Raw genomic sequence first — 24161 nt, 5'->3', positions numbered from 1 at the left:
CTCGCAGCGGCTCCGGTATTTTAGTTCTGGCACATGCAACTGGGCCAGCTGGCTCATAGGATGGGCCTGTGCCGGCGGCATAGTCGGCGTCAGGGGAAGAAGCAGGCCGATGGTGGACCAACCGCCACGAGTTCCCTGCCGACGAAGGTGGAGTGCTTCCATGCCAGTGGCTGTCGAACAGCAGGACACGCCGGCGAACCGTCGTCCGCAGCGCTCCGGTCTTCGCGAAACAGGACATGCCATGCGATCATCTCCCCTGGTGGAGGATACCAGACCACAGCACAAGACCATCGAGGGCGGCGGCTACGGGCCGCTGCGCGGGGATGACCGCGAGCGTATCCACGAGGGCGTGCTGACGCTCCTGGAGACAGTGGGCTTCGCCAACGCCATTCCTTCCTGCATAAAGGTGCTGACCAAGGTGGGAGCGGTCCACGGCGACGATGGCCGGGTCCGCTTTCCGCGCGCGCTCGTGCTCGACACCATCAAGCGGGCGGCACGACATTTCACGCTTCATGGCCAGGACCCCAGGCACGACATGGTAGTCCAGGGCAAGCGCGTGCACTACGGCACGGCAGGCATCGCCGTGCACCTGGTGGATCTGGAGAAGCGCGAGTACCGCGAATCCAAGCTGCAGGATATTTATGATGCCGCCCGCATCGTCGATGGGCTGGAGAATATCCATTTCTTCCAGCGGCCGATGGTGGCGCGCGACATCGCCGATCCGCTCGAGATGGATTTCAACACGCTTTATGCCTGTGTGATGGGAACATCGAAGCACGTCGGAACATCCTTCACCGTGCGTGAGAACGTGAAGCCTGCGCTTGAAATGCTGTACGCCATCGCCGGCGGCGAGGAGAATTTCCGCGCCCGGCCATTCGTTTCCAACTCCAACTCATTCGTCGTGCCGCCGATGAAGTTCGCCGAGGATGCCTGCGGCGTGCTTGAGGCCTGCGTCGAAGGCGGCATCCCGATCCTGCTGCTGTCGACCGGCCAGTCCGGCACCACGGCACCCGCGGCGATGGCCGGCGCCGTCGTGCAAGCAGTGGCCGAAGTGCTGGCCGGCCTGGTCTATGTCAACGCGCTCAAGCCCGGCCATCCGGCGATTTTCGGCGCATGGCCGTTCATGTCGGACCTGCGCACCGGCGCCATGGCCGGCGGGTCGGCCGAGCAGTCGGTGGCAACGGCGGCCTGTGCCCAGATGGCGCAATTCTACGATCTGCCCGGCGGCTCCGCCGCCGGCATGACGGATTCGAAACTGCCCGATATTCAGTCCGGCTACGAAAAGGGCATCACCAATGTGATGGCCGGCCTCTCCGGCCTCAACCTCGTCTACGAGGCGGCCGGCATGCATGCCTCGCTGCTCGGCTTCTGTCTGGAAAGCCTGGTCATCGACAACGACATGCTCGGTCATTGCCTGGGCTGCGCGCGTGGCATCGACGTGACTGACGAGGCCCTGTCGATCGATGGTATCGCCGACGTCTGCCTCAAAGGCCCAGGCCACTATCTCGACAACGAACAAACGCTCAAGCTGATGCAGACCGAGCACTTCTATCCTGCCCTCGGCGATCGTTCCTCGCCGAAGGAATGGAACGAAAAAGGCCGGCCTGATATATTGCTGCGTGCGATCACCGAGAAGAAGCGCATTCTTGCCGAACGATTTCCGCGCCACGTGCCAAAACAGGTCGACGACAGATTGCGTGCCCGTTTCGGCAACCTGATCCACCTGCCGCGCACGCATATGGGCGGCTGACAGGAGACGAGTTCGTGCAGCCATACAGCCACCACCCGGAGCCAATTCAGGACGGAAAACCGCTTCACACCTTTCCTGAAATTGCTCTGGGGACAACCATCGGGCAGAATGACAAATGAGTGTGCATCCTATCCAGCAAGCCCCCGCCGATGGCGACGCGATCGATCGGCTGGTGGCATCTCATCGGCCAGGCCACGGCCTGGTGCGTGCCTTCTATCATGACCCGGCGATCTTCGAGCGCGACATGGAACGTGTCTTTCGCCGCCACTGGCATTGCCTGGCCCATGCCAGCGTTATCCCGAACCCCGGCGATTTCGAGCTGTTCAAACTGGGCGACGAGGCGGTCATCCTGACACGCGGCATGGATGGCACCGTGCATGCCATGCTCAATGTCTGCCGCCACCGCGGCGCCGAGGTCTGCACCAAGGAAAAGGGCAACGCGAAGATGTTCGTGTGCCCCTACCACGCCTGGAGCTATTCCAACGACGGCTCATTGCGCGCTGCCCGCCTGATGCCGAAGGATTTCGACCGCACGGCGCACGGGCTGAGGAAGCTTCATGTCCGCGTCGCATCCGGTCTGGTCTTCATTTCCTTCGCGGAGACGCCGCTCGATTTCGATCCGATCGAACAGTCGCTGCGCACGAGTTGCGGCCAATATGGCTGGGGCGACGCCAAGGTGGCGTATCGTCAGTCCTATCCGCTCGACGCGAACTGGAAGCTGGCCGTCGAGAACTATGTAGAATGTTACCATTGCGGACCGGCGCATCCGGAATATTCGCAGACGCATGCGCTGGAAAAACCGGCCGAGATGATCGAGCAGCTCAATGAGGCGATGGAGCAGCGCACCTGCGCGCTCGGCATCGAGATCGGCAGCGCCAACCGCTGGCAGAACTCGGCGGCCGGTCAGGAAGCAATCGACACCTTCCGCTACGCGCTCTATGACGGCGTTTCGAGCGGCAGCCAGGACGGCTCTCCGGTGGCCCCGCTGATGGGCCGCTTCACCGACTATGACGGTGGCGTCACCTCCATCCATCTCGGCGGCACGACCTTTCTCGTCTGCTATCCCGATCACGGCATGATCTACCGATTCATCCCGAAAACGGCTGGTACATGCGAGATGGAACTGATCTGGCTGGTGCGCGGCGACGCGGTCGAGGGACAGGACTACGATCTGGAGAAGCTGACCTGGCTGTGGAAGATCACCACAGAAGAGGACAAGAAGATCATCGAGCACACCGCGCGCGGCGTGCGCTCGCACTATTTCGTGCCCGGACCTATCGCGCCTATGGAATACAACGAACTGCGCTACATCGGCTGGTATCTCGAGGAGATCAGCCGGGCCTGAACGGCTCGGCTGCCTTGGGAGAATCAGGCAGATCCTGCCTTTCGCGTCATTCCGCGCTGAGCCCGTATCGGTCGACGACTTCGGGGTTGATGAGCTTGGCATGCAGTGTCATCAGCACGATCTGCGCGTCGAGGCTGTCGCCGGTTTCAAGCGCCGCCTCGATGCGGCGCTCGGCTTCCAGCGTCTGCTCATGGCCATTGGCTTGCTCGAAGGTTTCGGGACCCGCGATGCAATAGCTGCATAATTGTGCCACCGACGCATAGGTACCCCGTGGCGGCTCGTCGGGCCAGCGATCCTTCATGAGATTGACCAGGGTAAGCTTCACGCCCTCCGGCACAAGGGCTGGATGCAGATCGGCGCCGCGCAATGCATCGTCGAGCTGCCTCAAGTCGCCCGAACGGCCGAACATTCCGAGGAAGCCGAGGGAAGAGCGCCGTCCGGCCATGATGTTTCCTTCCGTTCCAGCCCACTTAGGTGGTGGGCAAGCGAATTACAAAGGCGGTGCTATCTAACCAGCCGCCGCTAGCAAGACCCCTGCAAGGGCGGATAGCGCGAGTGTCGGCAGCATGCCGATCTTCAGCTTCAGGATGGCGATCATGGCGGCACCCGAAAGCAAGGCCGCGCGCCAGTCGATCGACGAAAGCACCGGCACATTCATGCCAAGACCCGTCGCATGCACCTCACGGAAGATGACGTGCAAGCCAAACCATAGGGCCAGATTCATAATCACCCCGACAATTGCGGCGGTGATCGCGCCCAGTGCGGCCGACAGTGCCTTGTTGCCGCGCAACGCCTCGATGTAGGGCGCCCCGAGGAATATCCAGAAAAAGCAGGGCGTGAACGTCACCCACAGGGTGAGCAACGCCCCCAGCGATCCGGCAAGCAACGGGTCGAGCGAGCCGGAATGGCGGAACGCGGCGATGAAGCCGACGAACTGCAACACCAGGATGAGCGGACCCGGCGTCGTTTCTGCAAGTCCAAGACCGTCGACCATTTCACCCGGGGCCAGCCAGCCGAAGGACTGGACGGCTGCCTGCGCGACATAGGCGAGGACCGCATAGGCGCCACCGAAGGTGACGACAGCCATCAGGCTGAAGAACCGGCCTATCTCGGTCCAGACGCTTGCGGAGCCGGTGAACCACCAGATCAAAAGTGCAGGCCCGAGCCAGATCGGCAGCCAGATGGCGAAGGTGCGCGGCGCGTGCCATTTGGTCGGTTTGACATGGGCCAGTTCGCCACGCTCGAACATCAGGTCGACCGCTCCCTTGAAGTCGGCAACATCGTCCTTGCCATGGGCCGAGCCGGAAAACAGGCCGGGAGCAATGCGATCCCCCAGCCATCCCGTCAGGCCGGCGAACAAGACGATGAGCGGAAACGGCACATTCAACGCATAGATGGCGATGAACGCCGCGACCGCGATCGACACCATGACCGGGTTTTTCAGGGCGCGCCGTCCGATCCGGATCACTGCCTCGATGACGATGGCAAGCACCGCCGCCTTCACCCCGAAAAACAGCGCCGCGACGAGTGGCATGTCGCCGTAGAGCATGTAAAGGCTGCTCAAGGCGAGCATGACGAGCGCGCCCGGGAAGACGAACAGGATGCCGGCGACAAGGCCGCCGATCGTCCTGTGCAGCAGCCAGCCGACATAGATGGCGAGTTGCTGGGCTTCCGGGCCAGGCAGCAACATGCAGTAGTTCAACGCATGCAGGAAGCGCTGTTCACCGATCCAGCGCCGGTCCTCGACCAGTTCCTTGTGCATCAGCGCGATCTGCCCGGCAGGTCCGCCGAAGCTGAGCAATCCGATCCTCGCCCAGACCTTCGTGGCTTCCGCGAAGGTCGGCGCAGCCGGCGGCTCGACGGCCATCGCCTTGTTGTCGGGGACAAGAATGGTCATGACGGCTTACCCGCAGCGGGCCAGTTGTGCGTTTCTTCGGTGGCGTCGCGACACCAGCGGAAGAACGCGTCGTAGAGCAGCATGCCTGCTTCCAGTTGTTCCAGATCGTCGCGGTACATACGCGACAGACCCAGCGAGGCAGCCAGAAAACCGGCCGCCTGGGGCACCAGGTCGAGGCTTGCGGTGTCGGCCGCGCGCACGATTACGGCGAGGCGATCGAGCGCCTCGGATTCCAACCCGAACTCCTCGATCATCGTGTCGAAGGTGCAGCGTTCGCCACGATGGCTCCAGAACACATTGTCGATGTCGAACGGCACGGCCTGAAAGCGGTCGGCAACAGCCAATACTTCAGCGGGCTCGACAAACAGGAACACCGCGTCGGGGTCGAGGAAACGCCGGATCAGCCATGGGCAAGCGATGCGGTCGACCTTCGGGCGCGATCGCGTCACCCAGACGGTGGCGCCCTTTTCATTGCGTGGCGGCATTTTGGCGGTGCGGACCAGAAGTCCCCCGGCATCGCGCCAGGCCTCAAACCCGCTTTCAAGGGATTCGGCTGATATCCCCTCATGGCGCAGCCATGCAACGACGCCTTGCGAGAGCTTTTGCCCCTTCTGGCATACGACGGCCACCGGCTTGCCGGCGAATGCGGCCGCCCAGGTCGAAACGGTTTTGAAATCGCGCCGGCACGAAGCCGGCAACAGGCGCGGGTCGGCGTCGAAATCGTCATCGATGCGAACATCGATAATGACAGGCGCGCCCGGCAGACCGATGAGCCGGGACAGTTGCGATACAGTGATAGCGGTTGTTGACGGCATGGCGTCCACCTCCTGAAAAGAGAAGCTTGGACGCGAACGTTGGGCTGACGCCTCACGGGGTCGTCGCGATGCACCCCTTGTCATGATGGTGGATACAACGCGCGGGCTTGTCAAGGATAGTGACGGGCTCGACCTATTGGTCGGGACTGGCGACCTGACTGATCAAGCCGCCAGTTGTCGATGCGTGTCAGTGATTGTCCCTTGGGACGCCGCTGGTGTGCGCGACGTCCTGATACTTCACCGCCGGCTTCAGCACCATTCCCTCCGAGAACTGCGCGACCATGCCGCGCTGGATCTCCTGCCAGGGTGTCTGGTGCTTGGGATAGTGGAAGCCACCGTTGTTCTGCAGTTCGGCGCGGCGCCGGGTGATCTCGTCGTCGGTAACGAGGATGTCGGCCGTGCCCTTGCGCAAGTCGATGCGGACACGGTCGCCGGTCTTGAGCAGCGCCAGTCCGCCGCCGATCGCCGCTTCCGGCGAGGCGTTGAGGATCGACGGCGAACCCGACGTACCCGACTGGCGGCCGTCACCGATGCAGGCGAGCGCGTGGATGCCCTTCTTGATGAGGTAGGCCGGCGGCTGCATGTTGACGACCTCGGCACCGCCGGGATAGCCGACCGGGCCAGCGCCACGCATGAACAGGATGGTGTGTTCGTCGATGCCTTGCGCCGGGTCGTCGATGCGGGCGTGGTAATCCTCCGGCCCGTCAAAAACCATGGCGTTGCCTTCGAAAGCCTCGGGATCCTTGGGGTTGGAGAGATAGCGTTCGCGGAATTCCGGCGAGATGCCGCTGGTCTTCATGATCGCCGAATCGAACAGATTGCCCCGAAGATTGATGAAGCCGGCATTGGCCTTCAGCGGCTTGGCGACAGAGCGGATGACGTCGGGATTTTCGTTGGCGACGCCCTCGCTATTCTCACCGATCGACTTGCCGTTGACGGTGCGCGCGCCGGGATGCGGCAACAGCCCGCCTTTCATCAGTTCGGCGATGACCGCCGGCACGCCGCCGGCATGGTGGTAGTCCTCGCCAAGGTATTCGCCCGTCGGCTGCAAATTGACCAGCAGCGGCACATTGAGGCCGACCGTCTGCCAGTCGTCATTGTCGAGCTTGACTCCGAGGTGGCGCGCGATGGCGTTGAGATGGATCGGCGCGTTGGTCGAGCCGCCAATGGCCGAATTGACGACGATAGCGTTCTCGAAAGCTTCTCTCGTCATGATGTCGGACGGCTTCAGATCCTCATGCACCATCTCGACGATGCGCTTTCCCGTCTCATAGGAAATCTGGCCGCGCTCGCGGTAGGGCGCGGGAATGGCGGCCGAGCCCGGCAACTGCATGCCAAGCGCCTCGGCCAGCGAGTTCATCGTGGTGGCGGTGCCCATGGTGTTGCAATAACCGGTGGACGGCGCCGACGAGGCAACGATATCCATGAACTCGTCATAATCGATCTCGCCGGCCGACAGGCGCTGGCGCGATTCCCAAACGATGGTGCCGGAGCCGGTGCGCTTGCCCTTGTGCCAGCCATTGAGCATCGGCCCGACCGACAGCGCGATCGCCGGGATGTTGACGGTGGCCGCCGCCATCAGCAGCGCCGGCGTCGTCTTGTCGCAACCGATGGTGAGCACGACGCCATCGAGCGGATAGCCGTAGAGCACTTCGACAAGGCTGAGATAGGCAAGGTTGCGGTCAAGTGCCGCGGTCGGGCGCTTGCCGGTCTCCTGGATCGGATGGCAGGGGAATTCGAAAGGAATGCCGCCCATCGAGACGATGCCTTCGCGCACACGCTTGGCGAGTTCGATATGGTGACGGTTGCAAGGCGACAGATCCGAGCCGGTCTGTGCGATGCCGATCAGCGGCTTGCCGGACATCAGTTCGGCGCGCGTCAGGCCGTAATTGAGATAGCGCTCGAGATAGAGCGCCGTCATGCCCGGATTGTCGGGATTGTCGAACCACTCCTGCGAGCGAAATTTTTTCTTGTGGGTGGGGGCGCCTGCCATCATGGTCTCCGTATTTGTAAGACAAATCGATATGGCAACGCGCGGGAGCAGGCAAGAGGGCGTGCGGTCGCAACCGGACTTTGGTGCGATAGACACGCACCAAGCCGTGCGTTACGGGTTCGGACAGTCTTGTCCGGGAGGTTTTCATGGCTTTGGTGATCGAAGGCGAGGAGCGCATTGCCGCACCGCTGCAAAAAGTGTGGGAAGCGCTGAACGATCCCGAGGTGTTGAAGGCGACCATTCCCGGCTGCCAGAGCCTGGAGATGAAGTCGCCCACCGAGATGGCGGCAACCGTGGTGGTGAAGATCGGACCGATCAAGGCGACGTTCAACGGCGAAGTGACGCTGAAGAACCTGAAGCCGCCGCACTCCTACACCATCCAGGGCGAAGGCAAGGGCGGCATTGCCGGCTTCGCCAAGGGTGGCGCCGACGTGACGCTGACGGCAGATGGACCTGACGCCACGATATTGAACTACGCGGCCAAGGCCGATGTCGGCGGCAAGATCGCACAGCTTGGCAGCCGTCTGATCGAATCGACCTCGAAGAAACTGGCTGGACAGTTTTTTTCCAGCTTTGGCGAGAAGGTCGGCGCGGCCTAGGCTGCAGCACGGCGGCGCCTGCTATTCAAACACAATACTCGGCACCGCCGCTGCCGCCGCGCCACGCTCTTCATTGACCCGGTCCCAGACCTTCGAGGCAATATCGCGGTAGATTTTCGCCTCGGCGCCGTCGGGCTTCGAGACGACAACCGGCGTGCCGGCATCCGAGCTTTCGCGAATGCCCATCTCGAGCGGCACTTCGCCAAGGAAGGTGACGCCGAGACGCTCGGCCTCGCGGCGCGCGCCGCCATGGCCAAAGATGTCGTAGCGCTTGCCGGTGTCCGGGGCGATGAAATAGCTCATGTTCTCGACGATGCCGAGCAACGGCACGTCGACCTTCTTGAACATGTTGAGGCCTTTTCGCGCGTCGATCAGGGCCAGATCCTGTGGCGTCGAGACGATGACAGCACCAGCCAGCGGCACCTGCTGGGCCATGGTCAGTTGCGCGTCGCCGGTACCGGGCGGCATGTCGACGACGAGCACGTCGAGCCGACCCCATTCGACTTCACGCAGCATCTGCGTCAGCGCCGACATCACCATCGGGCCACGCCAGATCATCGGGGTTTCCTCGTCGACGAGGAAACCCATCGACATCACCTTCAGCCCGTAATTCTCCATAGGTTTCAGGATCTTGCCGTCGACGGTCTGCGGCCGGCCGTGGATGTTGAGCAGCCTGGGCATGGAAGGGCCGTAGATATCGGCGTCGAGCACGCCGACGCGCAAGCCGTTGGCGGCGAGGCCGAGCGCGATGTTGACGGCGGTGGTCGACTTGCCGACGCCGCCCTTGCCGGAGGCAACGGCAATGATCGCCTCGATACCTGGCACGCCACGCTTGCCCGAGCTGTGCGAGGCAGGCGCGTGGGGGGCGGCGCGCGGCGCGGCGGCAGCGGGCACAGCCGGTGGAGCGGGCCTGGGTGCGGGGCGCGACGGAACCGGCGCCTCCATGCCGCCGCCCTTCTTTTCGGCCGTCAGCGCGACGACGGCGCCGGCGACACCGGGGATCGCCTTGACGACACGCTCGGCGGCAGCGCGCAGCGGCTCCATTTCCTGGGCGCGGGCGGCGGGAACGGTAATCGAGAAGAAGACCTTCCCGTCGGCGATGAAAATTTCCGAAACCATGCCGAGGTCGACGATGTTGCCGGTGAAATCCGGCCCGTTGACCGTCTTCAGACGCTCGGTGACGATTTCCTTGGTGACGGACATAGCAGTTTTTCCTTACGCAGCTTGCGCCTGAGATGCAGCTTGCACCTGAGATAATGCAGTTTCCGGACAGAACCAAGCCGTGGAGCAATGGCTGTCTTGGCGTGCCTGAAAAAGCGGCGGGTCCTGTCGGATTTCATCCGCGCCAAACGTCTTCCAGATAATCGAGCGCCGATGCGGCCAACAATCAGGTCAAGCGACAGTCGTCAAACGATCGCGGCGACCTATTTCGGTGACCAGCACGGGCCGACAACCAGGAAAGGAGACCATCATGCTCGCAAACAGCAACGCAACGGCAAATCTGGCGGTAAGCGACCTGGCAAAGGCCAAGGCTTTCTACGAGGGAACGCTTGGCCTGCAACAGGTGCACGATGAGGGCGGCGAACTGATCGTCTACAAAAGTGGCGATACCACCCTCAACGTCTATCATTCCCAATTTGCCGGAACCAACAAGGCGACAGCGGTGACCTGGATGGTTGGCGACGAGATCGGCGATATCGTCAAGGAGCTGAAGTCGAAGGGCGTCGCCTTCGAGCACTATCAGATGCCGGGCTTGACGCTGGAGGGCGATCTCCACGTCGGTTACGGAATGAAGGTCGCCTGGTTCAAGGATCCAGACGGCAACATCCTGAACCTTGTGGACAGGTAGATGTCTTCACCTCACCTCGCCAGGCCAACCGCGAGGTAGGTGAGCGCCGAAAGCAAAGCGGTGGCCGGCAAAGTGACGATCCAGGCAATGACGATATTGCCGGCAATGCCCCAGCGCACGGCCGAGACGCGACGGGCGGCGCCGACGCCGATGATGGCGCCGGTGATGGTGTGCGTGGTCGATACGGGAACGCCGAGCCAGGTAGCGGCAAACAGCGTGATCGCCCCGCCGGTTTCGGCGCAAAAACCCTGCATCGGGTTCAGCCGGGTGATCTTCGAGCCCATGGTGTGGACGATGCGCCAGCCGCCGAACAACGTACCGAGCGCCAGCGCCGTCTGACAGGTGAGCACGACCCACAGCGGCACGTAGAATTTTTCGCCGAGCATGCCTTGCGAATAGAGCAGCACGGCGATGATGCCCATGGTTTTCTGGGCGTCGTTGCCGCCGTGCCCGAGCGAATAGAGCGAGGCAGAAAAGAACTGCATGACGCGAAAGGTGCTGTCGACCGCAAACGGCGTCTGGCGCACGAAGAGCCAGGAAACGGCAAGGATCAGGACAAGAGCCAGGACAAAGCCGGTCGCCGGCGACACGACGATTGCCGCAACCGTCTTGCCAAGCCCTGTCCAGACGATGGCGCCCACGCCTGCCTTTGCCACACCGGCCCCGACCAGGCCGCCGATCAGCGCGTGCGAGCTGCTCGACGGGATGCCGGCGATCCAGGTGACGATGTTCCAGACGATGGCGCCGACGAGCGCTGCAAAGATCACCGCCGGGGTGACGATGCTGACGTCGATGATACCCTTGCCCACGGTCTCGGCAACGTGGAGGCCGAAGAACATGAAGGCGATGAAGTTGAAGAATGCCGCCCACAGCACCGCGTATTGCGGCCGCAGCACGCGGGTGGAAACGATGGTGGCGATGGAATTGGCGGCATCGTGCAGGCCATTGAGAAAGTCGAAGAACAGCGCAACGCCGACGAGGCCGACCAGTACCGGAAAGGCGATGGTTGCTTCCATCACCTAGACATTCTCAATGACGATGCCGCTGATCTCGTTGGCGACGTCCTCGAAGCGGTCCACGACCTTTTCCAGCTGGCCATAAATCTCGCTGCCGATCATATAGGCCATCGGATCGCTGCTGCCGTGCTTCCTGAAGAGATCCTTCAGCCCTTGCTCATGCAGGTCGTCGGCCCGGCTTTCGACCCGCATCACCTCTTCGGCGATGGCGTTGAGGCGCACAGTATGCGTCGCGACCTTGTTGAGCAGCGGGATCGCCTCGGCCACCAGCTTGGCGGCGGCGACGATGACGCCACCCATTTCCTGCATCAGCGGATCGAACTCCTTGCGCTCGAACAGCTTCACCGTCTTGACCGTCTTGTGCATCATGTCGATGGCATCATCCATCGACTGGATCAGGTCCTTGATGTCGCCGCGATCGAAAGGCGTGATGAAGGAGCGCCGCACCGCCAGCAGGACTTCCGCGGTGATATGGTCGGCCTCATCTTCGAGATCGATGATTTTCTGGCACCAGAGGTCGATATCCCTGCCCTGGAGAAGCTGCTCCAGCGCCTCGGCGCCGCCGACCACGGTGCGCGAATGTCGTTCAAACAGGTCGAAGAAGCGATCTTCGCGCGGCAAAAGCTTGCGGAACCAGCCCAGCATGGTCGATCTCCCAGTTTCATCCACATAGCGCCGCATTGCGCCACGGGAAACAGGTAGCCGGCTTAAAGGTGTGGATGCCGGGCAATTGTGCGTGGTGCTTGCGGTAGAGCACAATTTCCCCGACCTTGCAGCGAACGACCGGAAAGATCGCATGATCGACAAGCTGGAATTCTTCATCGCGCTCGCCAGGGAGGAGCATTTCGGCCGGGCGGCGGAGGTATGCGGTGTCACCCAACCGACGCTCTCGGCCGGCATCAAGCAGTTGGAAGGCCAGCTTGGCGTCATGCTGGTTCTGCGCGGCTCACGCTTCCAGGGGCTGACGCCGGAGGGAAAACAGGTGCTGGTGTGGGCACGCCGCATCGTCGGCGACACCAGAACCATGCGCGAGGAAATGCGCGCGGCGCGCCACGGACTTTCCGGCCGTATCCGCATCGCCGCCATCCCGACGGCGCTCGCCATGCTGCCGCGGCTGACGACGCCGTTTCGCGAAAAGCATCCCGGCGTCACCTTTTCGGTGCTATCGCGGACCTCGATCGAGGTGCTGTCGCTGCTCGGCAATTTCGACATCGATGCCGGCATCACCTATCTCGACAACGAGCCGTTGGGGCGGGTGACCAGCGTGCCGCTCTATGACGAGCGCTACCAACTGATCACCGCGATGGGGAATCCCTATTCCGACCGCGACAAAGTGACATGGGCGGAGCTCTCGAGCCTGCCGCTGTGTCTGTTGACGCCGGACATGCAGAACCGCCGCATAATCGATCAGCATCTGGCCGAAGCCGGCGTGCAGGTGCGACCGACGCTGGAATCCAATTCGATGATCGTGCTGTTTTCGCACATCCGCACCGGCAAATGGTCGTCGATCATGCCGCTCAACCTTGCGGAAACATTCGGCTTTTCCGAGCCGATCCGGGCCATTCCGATCATCGAGCCAGATGCCAGCCACACGGTCGGCCTGGTGGCGACACCGCGCGAACCGCACACACCTTTGGTCTCGGCGCTGCTGGACGAGGCAATGGCGCTGGCGGACGATTTCCACGCCAACCGTTCCGCTAGACAGAGTTAGCCAAACGGAACGATAGAAAATTTCTATCGTACAACGAAACCGCTTTATTGATTTCAGAGGTTTTCTCTGGTTTCTTAAGCACTTAGCGATAAAGCGGCACGCGCATGTCGTTGTTCCAAAACAGCTTGATGCTCTTGGCCGATATGTATGGTCGCTACGATAGGGAGGGCGCTGCATGACAATGCAGCCTGCAAGTACCGAGATTACGTCGCGCACGGCCGCGATCATCCAGGAGATGAAGGGCCTCGAAGGCCCATTGCTGCCGATCCTTCACGGCATCCAGGAAGAGTTCGGCCATGTGCCCAAGGATGCGCTGCCGGTCATCGCCGAGGCGCTGAACATTTCCAGGGCCGAGGTGCACGGCGTCGTCAGCTTTTATCATGATTACCGCAGCCACCCGGCAGGCCGCCATGTGCTGAAGCTCTGCCAGGCGGAATCCTGCCAGTCGATGGGTTCGGACGCCATCGCCGCCAAGCTGAAGCAATTGCTGGGCATCGGCTTTCATGAAACGACCCGCGATGGTTCGGTGACGCTGGAACCGGTCTATTGTCTCGGCCTGTGCGCCTGTTCGCCCGCCGCCATGCTGGATGGCGAGGTGATCGGGCGGCTCGATGACGAGAAGCTCGACGAGATCGTTGCAGAGGTGCGCTCATGATCCCGCGTATCTACATTCCCGGCGATTCCGGTGCGCTGGCGCTTGGCGCCGAAAAGGTCGCCAAGGCGATCGCCGGCGAACTCGCCGAGCGCGGCATCGAAGCCAAGATCGTGCGCAACGGGTCGCGCGGCGCCTATTTCCTCGAGCCTATGGTCGAAGTCGCGACAGCCAATGGCCGCGTCGCCTATGGGCCGGTCAAACCGTCCGACGTCAAAAGCCTGTTCGACGGCGGCTTCCTTACCGGCGGCCATCACAAGCGCTGGCTGGGCGCGCCGGACAAGATCCCCTTCCTGGCCAAGCAGACGCGGCTGACCTTCGCGCGTTGCGGCGTCACGGATCCGCTTTCGCTCGAATCCTACAAAAAACATGGCGGGTTGAACGGACTGACGAACGCGCTGGCGCTGACGCCTGCCGCCATCGTCGCCCAGGTTACCGAGTCGGGCCTGCGCGGGCGCGGCGGCGCCGGCTTCCCGACCGGCATCAAGTGGAAAACGGTGCTCGATACCGCAGGCGACCGCAAATACATCGTCTGCAACGCCGACGAGGGCGATTCAGGCACCTTCGCCGACCGCATGATCATGGAGGGCGATCCCTTCGTGCTGATCGAAGGCATGACGATCGCCGGTATAGCCACGGGCGCGACGAAGGGCTTCGTCTATGTCCGCTCGGAATATCCGCATGCGGTGGCGGTGATGAACAAGGCCGTCGAGATCGCCCGCAAGGCTGGCGTTCTTGGCGCCAGCGTGCTGGGCTCACCCTACGCTTTCGACATGGAGATCCGGGTCGGCGCCGGCGCCTATGTCTGCGGCGAGGAGACGGCGCTGCTCGATTCGCTCGAAGGCAAGCGCGGCATGGTGCGGGCAAAGCCACCGCTGCCGGCTCACAAAGGGCTGTTCGGCAAGCCGACGGTGATCAACAACGTCATCTCGCTCGCATCCGTGCCTGTCATCATGGACAAGGGTGCGGCCTACTACAAGGATTTCGGCATGGGCCGCTCGCGCGGCACGATCCCGATCCAGATCGCCGGCAATGTCAAATATGCCGGGCTGTTCGAAGCCGCTTTCGGCATGACGCTGGGCGAGATCGTCGACGAGATCGGCGGCGGCACTGCCACGGGGCGCCCGGTCAAGGCCGTGCAGGTTGGCGGGCCGCTCGGCGCCTATTTCCCGCGCGCGCTGTTCGACACGCCATTCGATTATGAAGCCTTCGCGGCCAAGGACGGGCTGATCGGCCATGCCGGCATCGTGGTGTTCGACGACACCGCCGACATGCTGAAACAGGCGCGCTTCGCCATGGAGTTCTGCGCCATCGAAAGTTGCGGCAAGTGCACGCCCTGCCGCATCGGCTCGACGCGCGGGGTCGAGACCATCGACAGAATAGTTGCGGGCATTGAACCGGAGAAAAACCTCGCTCTGGTCACCGATCTCTGCAACACGATGAAGTTCGGTTCGCTCTGCGCGCTGGGCGGCTTCACGCCCTATCCCGTGATGAGCTCGATCACCCATTTCCCCGACGACTTCAAGCCAGCGCCCGTGCGCGTGGCTGCCGAATAGGAGCTGGCAGATGAACATCAAGGCCGACTTCCCCTCCCTCGTCGAAGAGATCGACTACGGAACCCCCCAATCGAAGGCGCAGAAGCAGGTCACGCTGAACGTCGACGGGCGCAGCATCACCGTGCCGGAAGGCACCTCGATCATGCGTGCGGCCATGGAGGGCGGGGTCGAGATCCCGAAGCTTTGCGCCACCGACATGCTGGACTCCTTCGGGTCGTGCCGTGTCTGCCTTGTCGAGATCGAAGGACGTGGCGGCACGCCGGCGTCCTGCACGACGCCCGTCGGCGAAGGCATGATCGTGCGCACGCAGACCGAGCGGCTCGACGCCATTCGCCGCGGCGTCATGGAACTCTACGTCTCCGACCATCCGACCGGCTGGAACGAACAGGCCGGAACCGGCGCCAGCGAGTTCGATGCAGTGGCAAAGTCGATCGGCCTGATCGAGAACCGCTACGGCATCGAAGGTCGCAACCACGTCAAGCCGGAAGGTGGCGTGGCGCCCGGCCATGGCTCGCTGGCGGTCGACTACATCGCCCGCGATGAATCCAACCCCTATTTCACCTATGATGCCTCGCAATGCATCGTCTGCTCGCGCTGCGTGCGGGCCTGCGAAGAGGTGCAGGGCACCTTCGCGCTGACCATCGAGGGACGAGGCTTCGAATCCCGGGTTTCGGCGGGGATGCACGAGGCGTTCATCGATTCGGAATGCGTGTCCTGCGGCGCCTGCGTCCAGGCCTGTCCAACCGATGCGCTGCGTGAGAAGACGGTGCTTGCCAAGGGCCTGCCGGAGCGCTCCGCCGTCACCACCTGTGCCTATTGCGGCGTCGGCTGCTCATTCAAGGCCGAGGTGAAGGGTGACGAAGTCGTTCGCATGATGCCCTATAAGGAGGGCAAGGCGAACCACGGCCATTCCTGCGTCAAGGGCCGTTTCGCCTATGGCTATGCCACCCATAAAGACCGCATCCTGTCGCCGATGATCCGGGAAAAGGTCACCGACCCGTGGCGCGAGGTGAGTTGGGAAGAGGCGATCGCCCATACGGCCAAGGAATTCCGCCGCATCCAGTACCAGTATGGACGCACCTCGATCGGCGGCATAACCTCCTCGCGCTGCACCAATGAGGAAACTTACCTAGTCCAGAAGATGGTGCGGCAAGGTTTCCGCAACAACAATGTCGACACCTGCGCACGAGTCTGCCATTCGCCGACGGGCTACGGGCTCGGCCAGACCTATGGCACCTCCGCCGGCACGCAGGATTTCGATTCCGTCGACTTCACCGACGTCGCCGTCATCATCGGCGCCAATCCGGCTTCCGCCCACCCGGTGTTCGCCTCGCGGCTGAAGAAGCGGCTGCGCCAGGGCGCCAAGCTGATCGTGCTCGATCCGCGCCGCACCGAGATGGTCAAGTCGGCCCATATCGAAGCGGATTACCACCTGCCGCTGAAGCCCGGCACCAATGTGGCTGTGCTGACGGCGCTGGCGCATGTGATCGTCACCGAGGGCCTGTTCGACGAAGCCTTTATCCGCGAACGCTGCGACTGGACGGAGTTCCAGGATTGGGCATCGTTCGTCGCCTTGCCGGAAAACAGCCCCGAAACCGTCGGCAAATTGTCCGGCGTCGATCCCGAGCTGATCCGCGGTGCTGCGCGTCTCTACGCCACCGGCGGCAACGGCGCGATCTATTACGGCCTCGGCGTGACGGAACACAGCCAGGGTTCGACCACTGTGATGGCAATCGCCAATCTCGCCATGGCCACCGGCAATATCGGCCGGCCCGGCGTCGGCGTGAATCCGCTGCGCGGCCAGAACAATGTGCAGGGCTCGTGCGACATGGGCTCCTTCCCGCACGAACTGCCGGGATATCGCCACATCTCCGGCGAAGCCGTGCGCGATATCTATGAGACCTTGTGGGGCGTGAAGCTGGACGACGAACCCGGCCTGCGCATCCCCAACATGCTGGACGCCGCCGTTGACGGCAGTTTCAAGGGCATCTACATCCAGGGCGAAGACATTCTGCAGTCCGATCCCGACACCAAGCATGTCGCCGCCGGCCTTGCCGCGATGGAATGCGTCGTCGTGCACGACCTCTTCCTCAACGAGACGGCGAACTACGCGCATGTCTTCCTGCCGGGCTCGACCTTCCTGGAGAAGGACGGCACCTTCACCAACGCAGAGCGCCGCATCAACATGGTGCGCAAGGTTCTTGAGCCGAAGGCGCGCTACGCCGATTGGGAGGCGACGCAGGAGCTTGCCCGCGCGATCGGGCTGGACTGGAACTATCAGCATCCCTCGCAGATCATGGACGAGATCGCGATGACCACGCCGAGCTTCGCTGGCGTCTCCTTCGAGCTGCTCGACCGTGTCGGATCCGTGCAATGGCCCTGCAACGAGAAGGCGCCGCTCGGCACCCCGATCATGCATATCGACGGGTTCGTGCGCGGCAAGGGCAAGTTCATCCGGACCGAATATGTGGCGACGGACGAAAGGACGGGGCCGCGCTTCCCGCTGCTGCTCACCACCGGCCGCATCCTCAGCCAGTACAATGTCGGCGCGCAGACCAGGCGCACCGACAACAGCATGTGGCACTCGGAGGACCGGCTGGAGATCCATCCGCACGATGCCGAGAACCGCGGCTTGCGCGACGGCGACTGGGTCCGGCTGACGAGTCGCTCGGGAGAAACGACGCTGCGCGCGCTGATCACCGACCGTGTGTCGCCCGGTGTGGTCTACACGACGTTCCATCATCCGGACACGCAGGCCAACGTGATCACCACCGACTTCTCCGACTGGGCGACGAACTGTCCGGAATACAAGGTGACGGCGGTGCAGGTCGGCGCCTCCAACGGACCGTCGGAATGGCAGCGCGACTATAACGAGCAGGCCGAGCAGAGCCGCCGCATCGCGAAGCTGGAAGCGGCGGAATAGCTTTTGGGAACCTCGCTTTCGATAAAATGAAGGCGACGTTGCAATGACGGAGGAACAAAGGTGACTCGAAAGGAAGCCTACGAAATGCTCCTTCGCCTTTGTGAGAAGCAAGGCGCCGATCTGGATCGCTTCCTAAGTGATATTCAGGGACATGCTGCCAAAGAGGATTTCGAAAAGCTTCGGAGCATCGTCGGCAAGATAATGGGCAATGGGCACTACGAGGCGTTTGAAGCCATTGCGCATGATGTTCCCGAACTGACGCCTGTTTGGATGAAGCAAAGCTGATGCGTTCCCGCCGGCCTACCAGCCAGATTTCCCGTCTCGCCCATCGCGCCAGCGGCACTGCGGCGGCCAATCGCATGGTGCCGGAAGAGACGCCGGTGGCGTTCTCCTTTGCCGGCACGACGCATGCGGTGATGATGGCAAGCCCGGCCGATTTCGAGGATTTCGCGCTCGGTTTCTCGCTGACCGAAGGCATAATCGCCGCACCTGACGAGATCGAGGCGATCGAGGTCGAGGATCATGGCGCCGGCATCGACATCCAGATCCGGCTGAAAGACCGAGCCAACACCCGCTTCGAAGCGCGGCGGCGAAGGCTCGCGGGTCCGGTCGGCTGCGGGCTCTGCGGCATCGAATCGATCGAGGAAGCAATGCGCTCGGTCGACGCGGTTGGTGCTTCAAAGCTTACGCTTGATGCCGACGACATCGTCCGTTCGGTCAAGCTTCTGTCGAAAGTGCAGCCGCTGCACACCGAGACCGGCGCCGTGCACGCCGCCGGCTTCTATGTACCTGGCAAGGGCATCGTCATGGCGCGCGAAGATGTCGGCCGTCACAATGCGCTCGACAAGCTGGCCGGCGCGCTGGCCAAAGCCGGCATCGATGGCGCATCCGGTGCTGTCGTGGTGACATCCAGGGTTTCGGTTGAAATGGTGCAGAAGACGGCTTCTATCGGCTCGGCCTTCATCATCGCCGTCTCGGCCCCGACCGCACTTGCCATCCGCACGGCGCAAGAGGCTGGCATGACGCTGGTGGCGCTGGTTCGCGGCGACGATTTTGATATTTTCACCCACCCCGACCGGGTGGTTTGCGGAGTTGCCAAGCATGTCGCATGACGAAGAACACATTATGAGCACCGCCGAGAAGCTGGTGCGCATGGCAAACCAGATCGCCGATTTCTTCCATTCCAAGCCGCGCGAGGAAGGCATTGCCGGCGTCGCCGAGCACATCAACAAGTTCTGGGAGCCGAGGATGCGGCGGCAGTTCTTCGAAATGCTGGACGACGGCACCGGGAACTTCAACGAGTTGGTGGTGGCCGCCTCCGCCAGGATCAGGCGGCCGATCACGCCGGCTGCGGCCGACCTCAAACTCGGACTCGAGCCCTCCCCTGCCGATGTCGCCGCCTCGCAGGAATAGTCGCCAAGCCGCGCCGGCTATATTCTCCATCGCTAAAGTTTAGCTGCCGCAATCTGCGCTGTTCTGCTATGGTTTGACGACCAGAAATCGTCAGGCCGGGGTGGAAATCTCGTGAGGCCGATCGAGACGCGATACGCCCGTAGCGGCGATGTGCGGATCGCCTATCAGGTGGTCGGGCAGGGATCGTTCGATCTCGTCTTCGTGCCGGGTTTCATTTCCAACCTCGACCTGCACTGGGAAGACGAGGGCTATACCAGGCTCTTGAAGCGGCTTTCGGCATTCTCGCGGCTGATCCTGTTCGACAAGCGCGGCACCGGTCTTTCCGACCGCGTCGACGCGCATAACCTGCCCAGTCTCGAAACGCGGATGGACGATGTGCGCGCGGTTATGGACGCCGCCGGCAGCGGCCGTGCAGCCCTGCTCGGCTCCTCCGAAGGCGCGCCGATGGCGATGCTGTTCGCCGCCACCTATCCGGAGCGGACGCGAGCTCTGGCGCTCTATGGCGGCTATGCGCATTTCCACAAATGGGTGATGTCGCCCGAACGCCTCGACGCTTTCATCGAGATGGCGGAGACAGCCTGGGGCACCGGCGCCACGCTGCCCCATTTCGCGCCGAGCCGGATCGACGACGCGCATTTCGCCCAGTGGTGGGCACGTTTCGAACGATTGTCCGCGAGCCCGACGGCGGCGGCGGCGCAGGCGCGCATGAACGCCGACGTCGACATCCGCCATATCCTGAGCGTGATCAGCGCGCCGACGCTTGTGATACATCGCCGCAACGATGCGCGGGTCGACCCCGATGCCAGCCGCTTCCTTGCGCAAAAGATTCCCGGTGCCCGGCTCGTCGAGATTCCAGGACGCGATCATCCGATCTGGACCGGCGATGTCGATGGGGTGGCCGACCTGATAGAGGAATTCCTGACCGGCGAGCGCGCCGTGGGCGAAGTGGACCGCGTGCTGGCTGCACTTCTGGTGACACGCATCTACGACACGGCACGGCTCGGCGACCGCATGTGGAGCGAACGCAGCCAACGCTTCCAGGAAACCTGGCGGCTGCTGGTCGGGCGCCATGGTGGGCGCTCTGTGGGCCTGCATGGCGAGTTGATGATTTCGCGCTTCGACGGCCCGGCACGCGCCATTCGCTGCGCGGCAGCGCTGCGCGAGGCGGCGCAGGAAATCGGCGTGGCAAGCGCGCAAGGTGCGCATGTCGGCGAGATCGAAGTGCGCGGTCCGCCGGTCGGGATGACGGCGCGGGTGGCGATGCAACTGGCCGCCCATGCCGGCCGCGGCGACATTATCGCGTCGCGTCTGATCGCCGACCTGGCGGCTGGGTCGGGCCTGCATTTCACCGACGCCGGGCGCATCAGCGTCGACGAGTTGGAGGAGCCGCTGGCGCTGGTCCATGCGACGTCCGAACAACATCTGGAACCCGCCTGCCGGCCCAAACCCAAGGCTGCCGAGCCGGCCGCATTGACGGCGCGCGAAAGCCAGGTGGTGAGCCTCGTCGCCGACGGCAAGAGCAATGCCGCGATCGCCGCCGAATTGAGGCTGAGCGAACATACGGTCAAGCGCCATGTCGCCAACATACTGCTCAAGCTGGACCTGCCGTCGCGGGCGGCGGCGGCCGCGTTCTCGGTCAGGCACCCTGGCCCGCACGGGCCATGAGAGCCATGGCGCTTTCGGGGGAAGCGGCCAAGGGCGGGTAAGCGGTATCAGTGTTCTCCATGCAGGCCAGGCGGATGTCGCCGGAAAAGGTGCTGCGAACGGAGGAGGAAATGCTGAAGTCGAACCGGACACTCAAATTGCTTGTGATCGCTGCAAGCGTGGGCGCGTTGTTCGCCATCGCTCCGGCAGAGGCCGAGGACGCGTCCGCGGCGGCCGCCTACAAGGACATCGAGGCAACGCTCGGCTCGGTGCCGGACATGTTCAGGACGCTGCCGGATGTTGCCGTCGCCGGTGCCTGGGCCGAGATCAAGGGCGTGCAGCTCAACCCGAAGACGGCGCTTGACGGCAAGACCAAGGAACTTTTGGGCCTCGCCGTCGCGTCGCAGATCCCGTGCCAGTATTGCATCTATTTCCACACCGAGGCGGCCAAGCTCAACGGCGCCAGTGACGAGGAGATCAAGGAGGCGGTGGCGATGGCCGCCATCGTGCGCCACTGGTCGACGATGCTCAACGGCAGCCAGGTCGATCTGACGACCTTCAAGAAGCAGGCCGACGACGTGTTCGCAGCCGTCAAGGCGAAGTCGCAGTAAGAATCCCTGCCCGGCGACGAGCGCCGGGCAGCACTTCGACCATCAACCGCCCGGAAGACGGGCCAATGGAGGATGAAATGCTGACCAAGACCCAAACAGTGGATGGCGCGGCGATCAAGAAGGCCATCGAGACCCGTGACGGCAAGATGCTGTCGAGCTTCTATGCCGATGACGCGCTGGTGCGGGTAATCGACCGCAACAACCCGCCGAGCAAGCCGCGCGAGATCCGCGGACGCGCCGCGATCACCACATTCTGGGACGACATCTGCAGCCGGGCGATGACCCACAAGGTCGACACCACCATCGCCGACGGCGACAGCCTCGCCTTCACCCAGGCCTGCGCCTATCCGGACGGAACCAAGGTGTTCTGCGCGGCGATGCTGGAGCTGAAGAACGGGCGGATCGCAAGGCAGACCGTCGTGCAGGCCTGGGACGAGTAGGCAACAGCCGGTGGGTCAACCGCGGCCTGGGCCGCAAACCTGGAGGAGAAGACGATGTTCAGCGCCAGATGGCAGATCGACGCCAAGTTCGGACACAAGCAGACCGTGCTCGACCTGTTGAAGAAATGGGAACGCGAGATCGGCTCGCAGGTCGGCCTCGCCGAGCTGGAGTTCCAGATCATGACCGGTTCTATCGGCGCGCGGGAGGCGACCGTCGAGTCCCATCACCAGGTCGAAAGCCTGGCCCAGTTGGAGGCGTTCTTCGCCAAGATCGGCAAGATCGACGCGCACGCGAAATGGGGCAAGGAGATCGAGCCCTATGTCGTGTCGGGCACCAGCCTATGGAATATTTATCGCGTTGTGGAGTAGCGACTCTTCTCCCCGTAAAACGGGGAGAAGAGAAAATAGCCACGCCCGGCCCTTCGCAGGCGCAGGGCGTTCGAAGCTCGAAAAGCCAAGCAATTGGCTTTTCGTCCGCTACGCGGACCACTTCTCAACCATGCGCCACCATCACATGGCGCACGGCGGTATAATCCTCGAGCGCATAGAGCGACATGTCCTTGCCGTAGCCGGACTGCTTCAGCCCGCCATGCGGCATCTCGTTGGTCAGCATGAAGTGGGTGTTGATCCAGGTGCAGCCATATTGCAGGCGGGCGGCCGTCGCCATGGCGCGCGAGACATCCTTGGTCCATACTGAGGATGCGAGGCCGTAGTCGCTGTCATTGGCCCAGTTCACCGCCTCGTCGACCTCCGAAAAACGGGTGATGGAGACGACCGGTCCGAACACTTCGCGGCGCACGATCTCGTCCTCCTGCAGCGCGCCGGCAACGACGGTCGGCTGATAGTAGAAGCCTGAGCCCTCGCCCGGCTTGCCGCCGGTGGTGATCTCGATGTGCTTCAGTTCCGAGGCGCGCTCGACGAAGCTGGAGACGCGGTCGCGCTGGCGGCGGGAGATGAGCGGGCCGATCTCGTTTTCGGTGTCGTCAGGACGGTTGTACTTGATGGTCGAGACGGCCGAGGAGAGATCGGCGACGAGTTTGTCGTAAATCTTCTTGCCGGCGTAGATACGGCAGGCGGCGGTGCAGTCCTGGCCGGCATTGTAATAGCCGAAGGCGCGCAGCCCGTTGACCACGGCGCCAAGATCGGCGTCGTCGAAGACGATCACCGGCGCCTTGCCGCCGAGTTCGAGATGCGTGCGCTTGACCGACTTGGCAGCTGCCTGCAGCACCTTCTTGCCGGTGGCGACATCGCCGGTGATCGAGATCATGTTGACCTTGGGATGGTTGATCAGCGTGTTGCCGACGCTGTCGCCGCGGCCGAGCACGACATTGACCACGCCTTCGGGCAAGATGTCCGCAAGGATTTTCGCCAGCTTCAGCGCCGTCAGCGGTGTCTGCTCGGACGGTTTGAAGACGACGGTGTTGCCGCCGGCGATTGCCGGTGCCAGCTTCCAGGCCATCATCATCAGCGGGTAGTTCCACGGCGCGATGGAAGCGACGATGCCGATGGCGTCGCGGCGGACCATCGAAGTATGGCCGGGAATGTATTCGCCGGCGACGACGCCGGGCATCGAACGGACGGCACCGGCGAAGAAGCGGTAGCAGTCGACGATCGCCGGGATTTCGTCATTGAGCACGGCGTTGATCGGCTTGCCGCAATTGAGCGCCTCGAGCGTGGCGAATTCCTTGGCATCGGCCTCGATGCGGTCGGCGATCTTCAGCAAATAGCCCGAGCGCTGTGCCGGCGTGGTGCGCGACCACGTGACGAACGCTTGTTCGGCGGCGGTGACCGCCGCCTCAATCTGTGCCTGGCTGGCCTCGGGCAGGTTGAGGATGGTCGCCCCGGTCTTTGGATTGAGGATCGGCTCCTCGGTTTCGGTGCCCTTCTCGAATTTCGAGCCGATCAGCATATGGGTGTCCATAAGGTTTCTCCCTTAACAGGAGCGAA

The 24161-nt window shown here is 63.0% G+C and carries 23 protein-coding genes; 15 read left to right on the top strand and 8 right to left on the bottom strand.

Annotated elements, in window-relative coordinates; all coding sequences use genetic code 11:
- The first annotated feature begins 160 nt into the window (after positions 1-160).
- Together EOA13_RS04685 and EOA13_RS04680 are read left to right on the top strand one after the other, a co-directional pair.
- Complete coding sequence (locus EOA13_RS04685; RefSeq protein ID WP_127290071.1) at positions 161-1750, top strand: trimethylamine methyltransferase family protein; 1590 nt, start codon at positions 161-163, stop codon at positions 1748-1750.
- Between the two features lie 115 nt (positions 1751-1865).
- A complete protein-coding gene (locus EOA13_RS04680) occupies positions 1866-3095 on the top strand; it encodes an aromatic ring-hydroxylating dioxygenase subunit alpha (RefSeq protein ID WP_127290069.1) in 1230 nt (409 codons plus the stop codon).
- A gap of 46 nt (positions 3096-3141) precedes the next feature.
- Here the strand turns inward: EOA13_RS04680 and EOA13_RS04675 are convergent, their stop codons facing one another.
- From EOA13_RS04675 to EOA13_RS04660, 4 genes are all read right to left on the bottom strand, one after another.
- Positions 3142-3540: a hypothetical protein gene (locus tag EOA13_RS04675; RefSeq protein ID WP_127290067.1), complete on the bottom strand. Its 399-nt coding sequence runs from the start codon at positions 3538-3540 to the stop codon at positions 3142-3144.
- Between the two features lie 63 nt (positions 3541-3603).
- Positions 3604-4992: a chromate transporter gene (chrA, locus tag EOA13_RS04670; protein WP_127290065.1), complete on the bottom strand. Its 1389-nt coding sequence runs from the start codon at positions 4990-4992 to the stop codon at positions 3604-3606.
- Positions 4989-5807 carry a chromate resistance protein ChrB domain-containing protein gene (locus EOA13_RS04665; protein WP_127290063.1) on the bottom strand — a complete coding sequence of 273 codons (819 nt, stop codon included), beginning with the start codon at positions 5805-5807 and terminating at the stop codon, positions 4989-4991. Before EOA13_RS04665 ends, chrA begins: the two co-directional genes overlap by 4 nt.
- A 187-nt stretch (positions 5808-5994) precedes the next feature.
- Positions 5995-7800, bottom strand: coding sequence for an IlvD/Edd family dehydratase (locus tag EOA13_RS04660; protein WP_023811496.1), 1806 nt, complete (start codon positions 7798-7800; stop codon positions 5995-5997).
- Positions 7801-7946: 146 nt separating this feature from the next.
- Between EOA13_RS04660 and EOA13_RS04655 the strand changes: the two genes are divergently transcribed.
- Positions 7947-8399: a carbon monoxide dehydrogenase subunit G gene (locus EOA13_RS04655; protein ID WP_013528005.1), complete on the top strand. Its 453-nt coding sequence runs from the start codon at positions 7947-7949 to the stop codon at positions 8397-8399.
- Between the two features lie 21 nt (positions 8400-8420).
- Here the strand turns inward: EOA13_RS04655 and EOA13_RS04650 are convergent, their stop codons facing one another.
- Positions 8421-9602: an Mrp/NBP35 family ATP-binding protein gene (locus EOA13_RS04650; protein ID WP_127290061.1), complete on the bottom strand. Its 1182-nt coding sequence runs from the start codon at positions 9600-9602 to the stop codon at positions 8421-8423.
- A 268-nt stretch (positions 9603-9870) separates the two neighbouring features.
- Between EOA13_RS04650 and EOA13_RS04645 the strand changes: the two genes are divergently transcribed.
- Complete coding sequence (locus EOA13_RS04645; protein ID WP_127290059.1) at positions 9871-10248, top strand: VOC family protein; 378 nt, start codon at positions 9871-9873, stop codon at positions 10246-10248.
- 11 nt (positions 10249-10259) lie between these two features.
- On the opposite strand, the gene EOA13_RS04640 is transcribed toward EOA13_RS04645, so the two are convergent.
- A complete protein-coding gene (locus EOA13_RS04640) occupies positions 10260-11264 on the bottom strand; it encodes an inorganic phosphate transporter (protein WP_127290119.1) in 1005 nt (334 codons plus the stop codon).
- Positions 11265-11267: 3 nt separating this feature from the next.
- Positions 11268-11909 (bottom strand): DUF47 domain-containing protein, encoded by a 642-nt coding sequence (locus EOA13_RS04635; RefSeq protein ID WP_013528009.1) that lies wholly within the window; start codon positions 11907-11909, stop codon positions 11268-11270.
- 151 nt (positions 11910-12060) lie between these two features.
- Between EOA13_RS04635 and EOA13_RS04630 the strand changes: the two genes are divergently transcribed.
- From EOA13_RS04630 to EOA13_RS04580, 11 genes are all read left to right on the top strand, one after another.
- On the top strand, positions 12061-12975 hold the full coding sequence (locus EOA13_RS04630) for a LysR family transcriptional regulator (RefSeq protein ID WP_027039670.1): 915 nt from the start codon (positions 12061-12063) through the stop codon (positions 12973-12975).
- Positions 12976-13150: 175 nt separating this feature from the next.
- On the top strand, positions 13151-13630 hold the full coding sequence (locus EOA13_RS04625) for a formate dehydrogenase subunit gamma (protein ID WP_023811689.1): 480 nt from the start codon (positions 13151-13153) through the stop codon (positions 13628-13630).
- Complete coding sequence (locus tag EOA13_RS04620; protein WP_127290057.1) at positions 13627-15183, top strand: NADH-quinone oxidoreductase subunit NuoF; 1557 nt, start codon at positions 13627-13629, stop codon at positions 15181-15183. The genes EOA13_RS04625 and EOA13_RS04620 overlap by 4 nt, the downstream gene beginning before the upstream one ends.
- Positions 15184-15193: 10 nt before the next feature.
- Positions 15194-18106 carry a formate dehydrogenase subunit alpha gene (gene fdhF, locus EOA13_RS04615; RefSeq protein WP_127290055.1) on the top strand — a complete coding sequence of 971 codons (2913 nt, stop codon included), beginning with the start codon at positions 15194-15196 and terminating at the stop codon, positions 18104-18106.
- A gap of 84 nt (positions 18107-18190) precedes the next feature.
- A complete protein-coding gene (locus EOA13_RS04610) occupies positions 18191-18391 on the top strand; it encodes a hypothetical protein (RefSeq protein ID WP_127290053.1) in 201 nt (66 codons plus the stop codon).
- Positions 18388-19218 (top strand): formate dehydrogenase accessory sulfurtransferase FdhD, encoded by an 831-nt coding sequence (fdhD, locus tag EOA13_RS04605; protein WP_127290118.1) that lies wholly within the window; start codon positions 18388-18390, stop codon positions 19216-19218. Before EOA13_RS04610 ends, fdhD begins: the two co-directional genes overlap by 4 nt.
- Positions 19208-19519, top strand: a complete 312-nt coding sequence (locus tag EOA13_RS04600) for a formate dehydrogenase subunit delta (RefSeq protein ID WP_023811684.1) — start codon at positions 19208-19210, stop codon at positions 19517-19519. Before fdhD ends, EOA13_RS04600 begins: the two co-directional genes overlap by 11 nt.
- 111 nt (positions 19520-19630) lie before the next feature.
- The gene (locus tag EOA13_RS04595; protein WP_127290051.1) at positions 19631-21184 is read left to right on the top strand and encodes an alpha/beta fold hydrolase; all 1554 of its coding nucleotides are present in this window, start codon (positions 19631-19633) and stop codon (positions 21182-21184) included.
- Between the two features lie 110 nt (positions 21185-21294).
- On the top strand, positions 21295-21774 hold the full coding sequence (locus EOA13_RS04590) for a carboxymuconolactone decarboxylase family protein (protein WP_127290049.1): 480 nt from the start codon (positions 21295-21297) through the stop codon (positions 21772-21774).
- A 77-nt stretch (positions 21775-21851) separates the two neighbouring features.
- A complete protein-coding gene (locus EOA13_RS04585; RefSeq protein WP_127290047.1) occupies positions 21852-22214 on the top strand; it encodes a nuclear transport factor 2 family protein in 363 nt (120 codons plus the stop codon).
- A 54-nt stretch (positions 22215-22268) separates the two neighbouring features.
- Entirely contained in the window at positions 22269-22583 is a 315-nt protein-coding gene (locus EOA13_RS04580; RefSeq protein WP_127290045.1) for a hypothetical protein, read from the top strand.
- A 124-nt stretch (positions 22584-22707) separates the two neighbouring features.
- Here EOA13_RS04580 and EOA13_RS04575 read toward each other — a convergent pair whose 3' ends face one another.
- On the bottom strand, positions 22708-24135 hold the full coding sequence (locus EOA13_RS04575) for a gamma-aminobutyraldehyde dehydrogenase (protein ID WP_127290043.1): 1428 nt from the start codon (positions 24133-24135) through the stop codon (positions 22708-22710).
- Positions 24136-24161 lie beyond the last annotated feature (26 nt).

The sequence above is a fragment of the Mesorhizobium sp. M7A.F.Ca.US.011.01.1.1 genome (assembly GCF_003998295.1).
Lineage (GTDB): Bacteria > Pseudomonadota > Alphaproteobacteria > Rhizobiales > Rhizobiaceae > Mesorhizobium.
Note: the sequence above shows the minus strand (reverse complement) of the source record. Positions and strands in the feature narration are given on the sequence as shown.

Excerpts from the sequence above, each read along its gene's own strand:
- EOA13_RS04685 (WP_127290071.1), top strand. The coding sequence starts at position 161 with ATGCCAGTGGCTGTCGAACAGCAGGACACGCCGGCGAACCGTCGTCCG.
- EOA13_RS04680 (WP_127290069.1), top strand. The coding sequence starts at position 1,866 with ATGAGTGTGCATCCTATCCAGCAAGCCCCCGCCGATGGCGACGCGATC.
- EOA13_RS04675 (WP_127290067.1), bottom strand. The coding sequence starts at position 3,540 with ATGGCCGGACGGCGCTCTTCCCTCGGCTTCCTCGGAATGTTCGGCCGT.
- chrA (WP_127290065.1), bottom strand. The coding sequence starts at position 4,992 with ATGACCATTCTTGTCCCCGACAACAAGGCGATGGCCGTCGAGCCGCCG.
- EOA13_RS04665 (WP_127290063.1), bottom strand. The coding sequence starts at position 5,807 with ATGCCGTCAACAACCGCTATCACTGTATCGCAACTGTCCCGGCTCATC.
- EOA13_RS04660 (WP_023811496.1), bottom strand. The coding sequence starts at position 7,800 with ATGGCAGGCGCCCCCACCCACAAGAAAAAATTTCGCTCGCAGGAGTGG.
- EOA13_RS04655 (WP_013528005.1), top strand. The coding sequence starts at position 7,947 with ATGGCTTTGGTGATCGAAGGCGAGGAGCGCATTGCCGCACCGCTGCAA.
- EOA13_RS04650 (WP_127290061.1), bottom strand. The coding sequence starts at position 9,602 with ATGTCCGTCACCAAGGAAATCGTCACCGAGCGTCTGAAGACGGTCAAC.
- EOA13_RS04645 (WP_127290059.1), top strand. The coding sequence starts at position 9,871 with ATGCTCGCAAACAGCAACGCAACGGCAAATCTGGCGGTAAGCGACCTG.
- EOA13_RS04640 (WP_127290119.1), bottom strand. The coding sequence starts at position 11,264 with ATGGAAGCAACCATCGCCTTTCCGGTACTGGTCGGCCTCGTCGGCGTT.
- EOA13_RS04635 (WP_013528009.1), bottom strand. The coding sequence starts at position 11,909 with ATGCTGGGCTGGTTCCGCAAGCTTTTGCCGCGCGAAGATCGCTTCTTC.
- EOA13_RS04630 (WP_027039670.1), top strand. The coding sequence starts at position 12,061 with ATGATCGACAAGCTGGAATTCTTCATCGCGCTCGCCAGGGAGGAGCAT.
- EOA13_RS04625 (WP_023811689.1), top strand. The coding sequence starts at position 13,151 with ATGACAATGCAGCCTGCAAGTACCGAGATTACGTCGCGCACGGCCGCG.
- EOA13_RS04620 (WP_127290057.1), top strand. The coding sequence starts at position 13,627 with ATGATCCCGCGTATCTACATTCCCGGCGATTCCGGTGCGCTGGCGCTT.
- fdhF (WP_127290055.1), top strand. The coding sequence starts at position 15,194 with ATGAACATCAAGGCCGACTTCCCCTCCCTCGTCGAAGAGATCGACTAC.
- EOA13_RS04610 (WP_127290053.1), top strand. The coding sequence starts at position 18,191 with ATGCTCCTTCGCCTTTGTGAGAAGCAAGGCGCCGATCTGGATCGCTTC.
- EOA13_RS04600 (WP_023811684.1), top strand. The coding sequence starts at position 19,208 with ATGTCGCATGACGAAGAACACATTATGAGCACCGCCGAGAAGCTGGTG.
- EOA13_RS04590 (WP_127290049.1), top strand. The coding sequence starts at position 21,295 with ATGCTGAAGTCGAACCGGACACTCAAATTGCTTGTGATCGCTGCAAGC.
- EOA13_RS04585 (WP_127290047.1), top strand. The coding sequence starts at position 21,852 with ATGCTGACCAAGACCCAAACAGTGGATGGCGCGGCGATCAAGAAGGCC.
- EOA13_RS04580 (WP_127290045.1), top strand. The coding sequence starts at position 22,269 with ATGTTCAGCGCCAGATGGCAGATCGACGCCAAGTTCGGACACAAGCAG.
- EOA13_RS04575 (WP_127290043.1), bottom strand. The coding sequence starts at position 24,135 with ATGGACACCCATATGCTGATCGGCTCGAAATTCGAGAAGGGCACCGAA.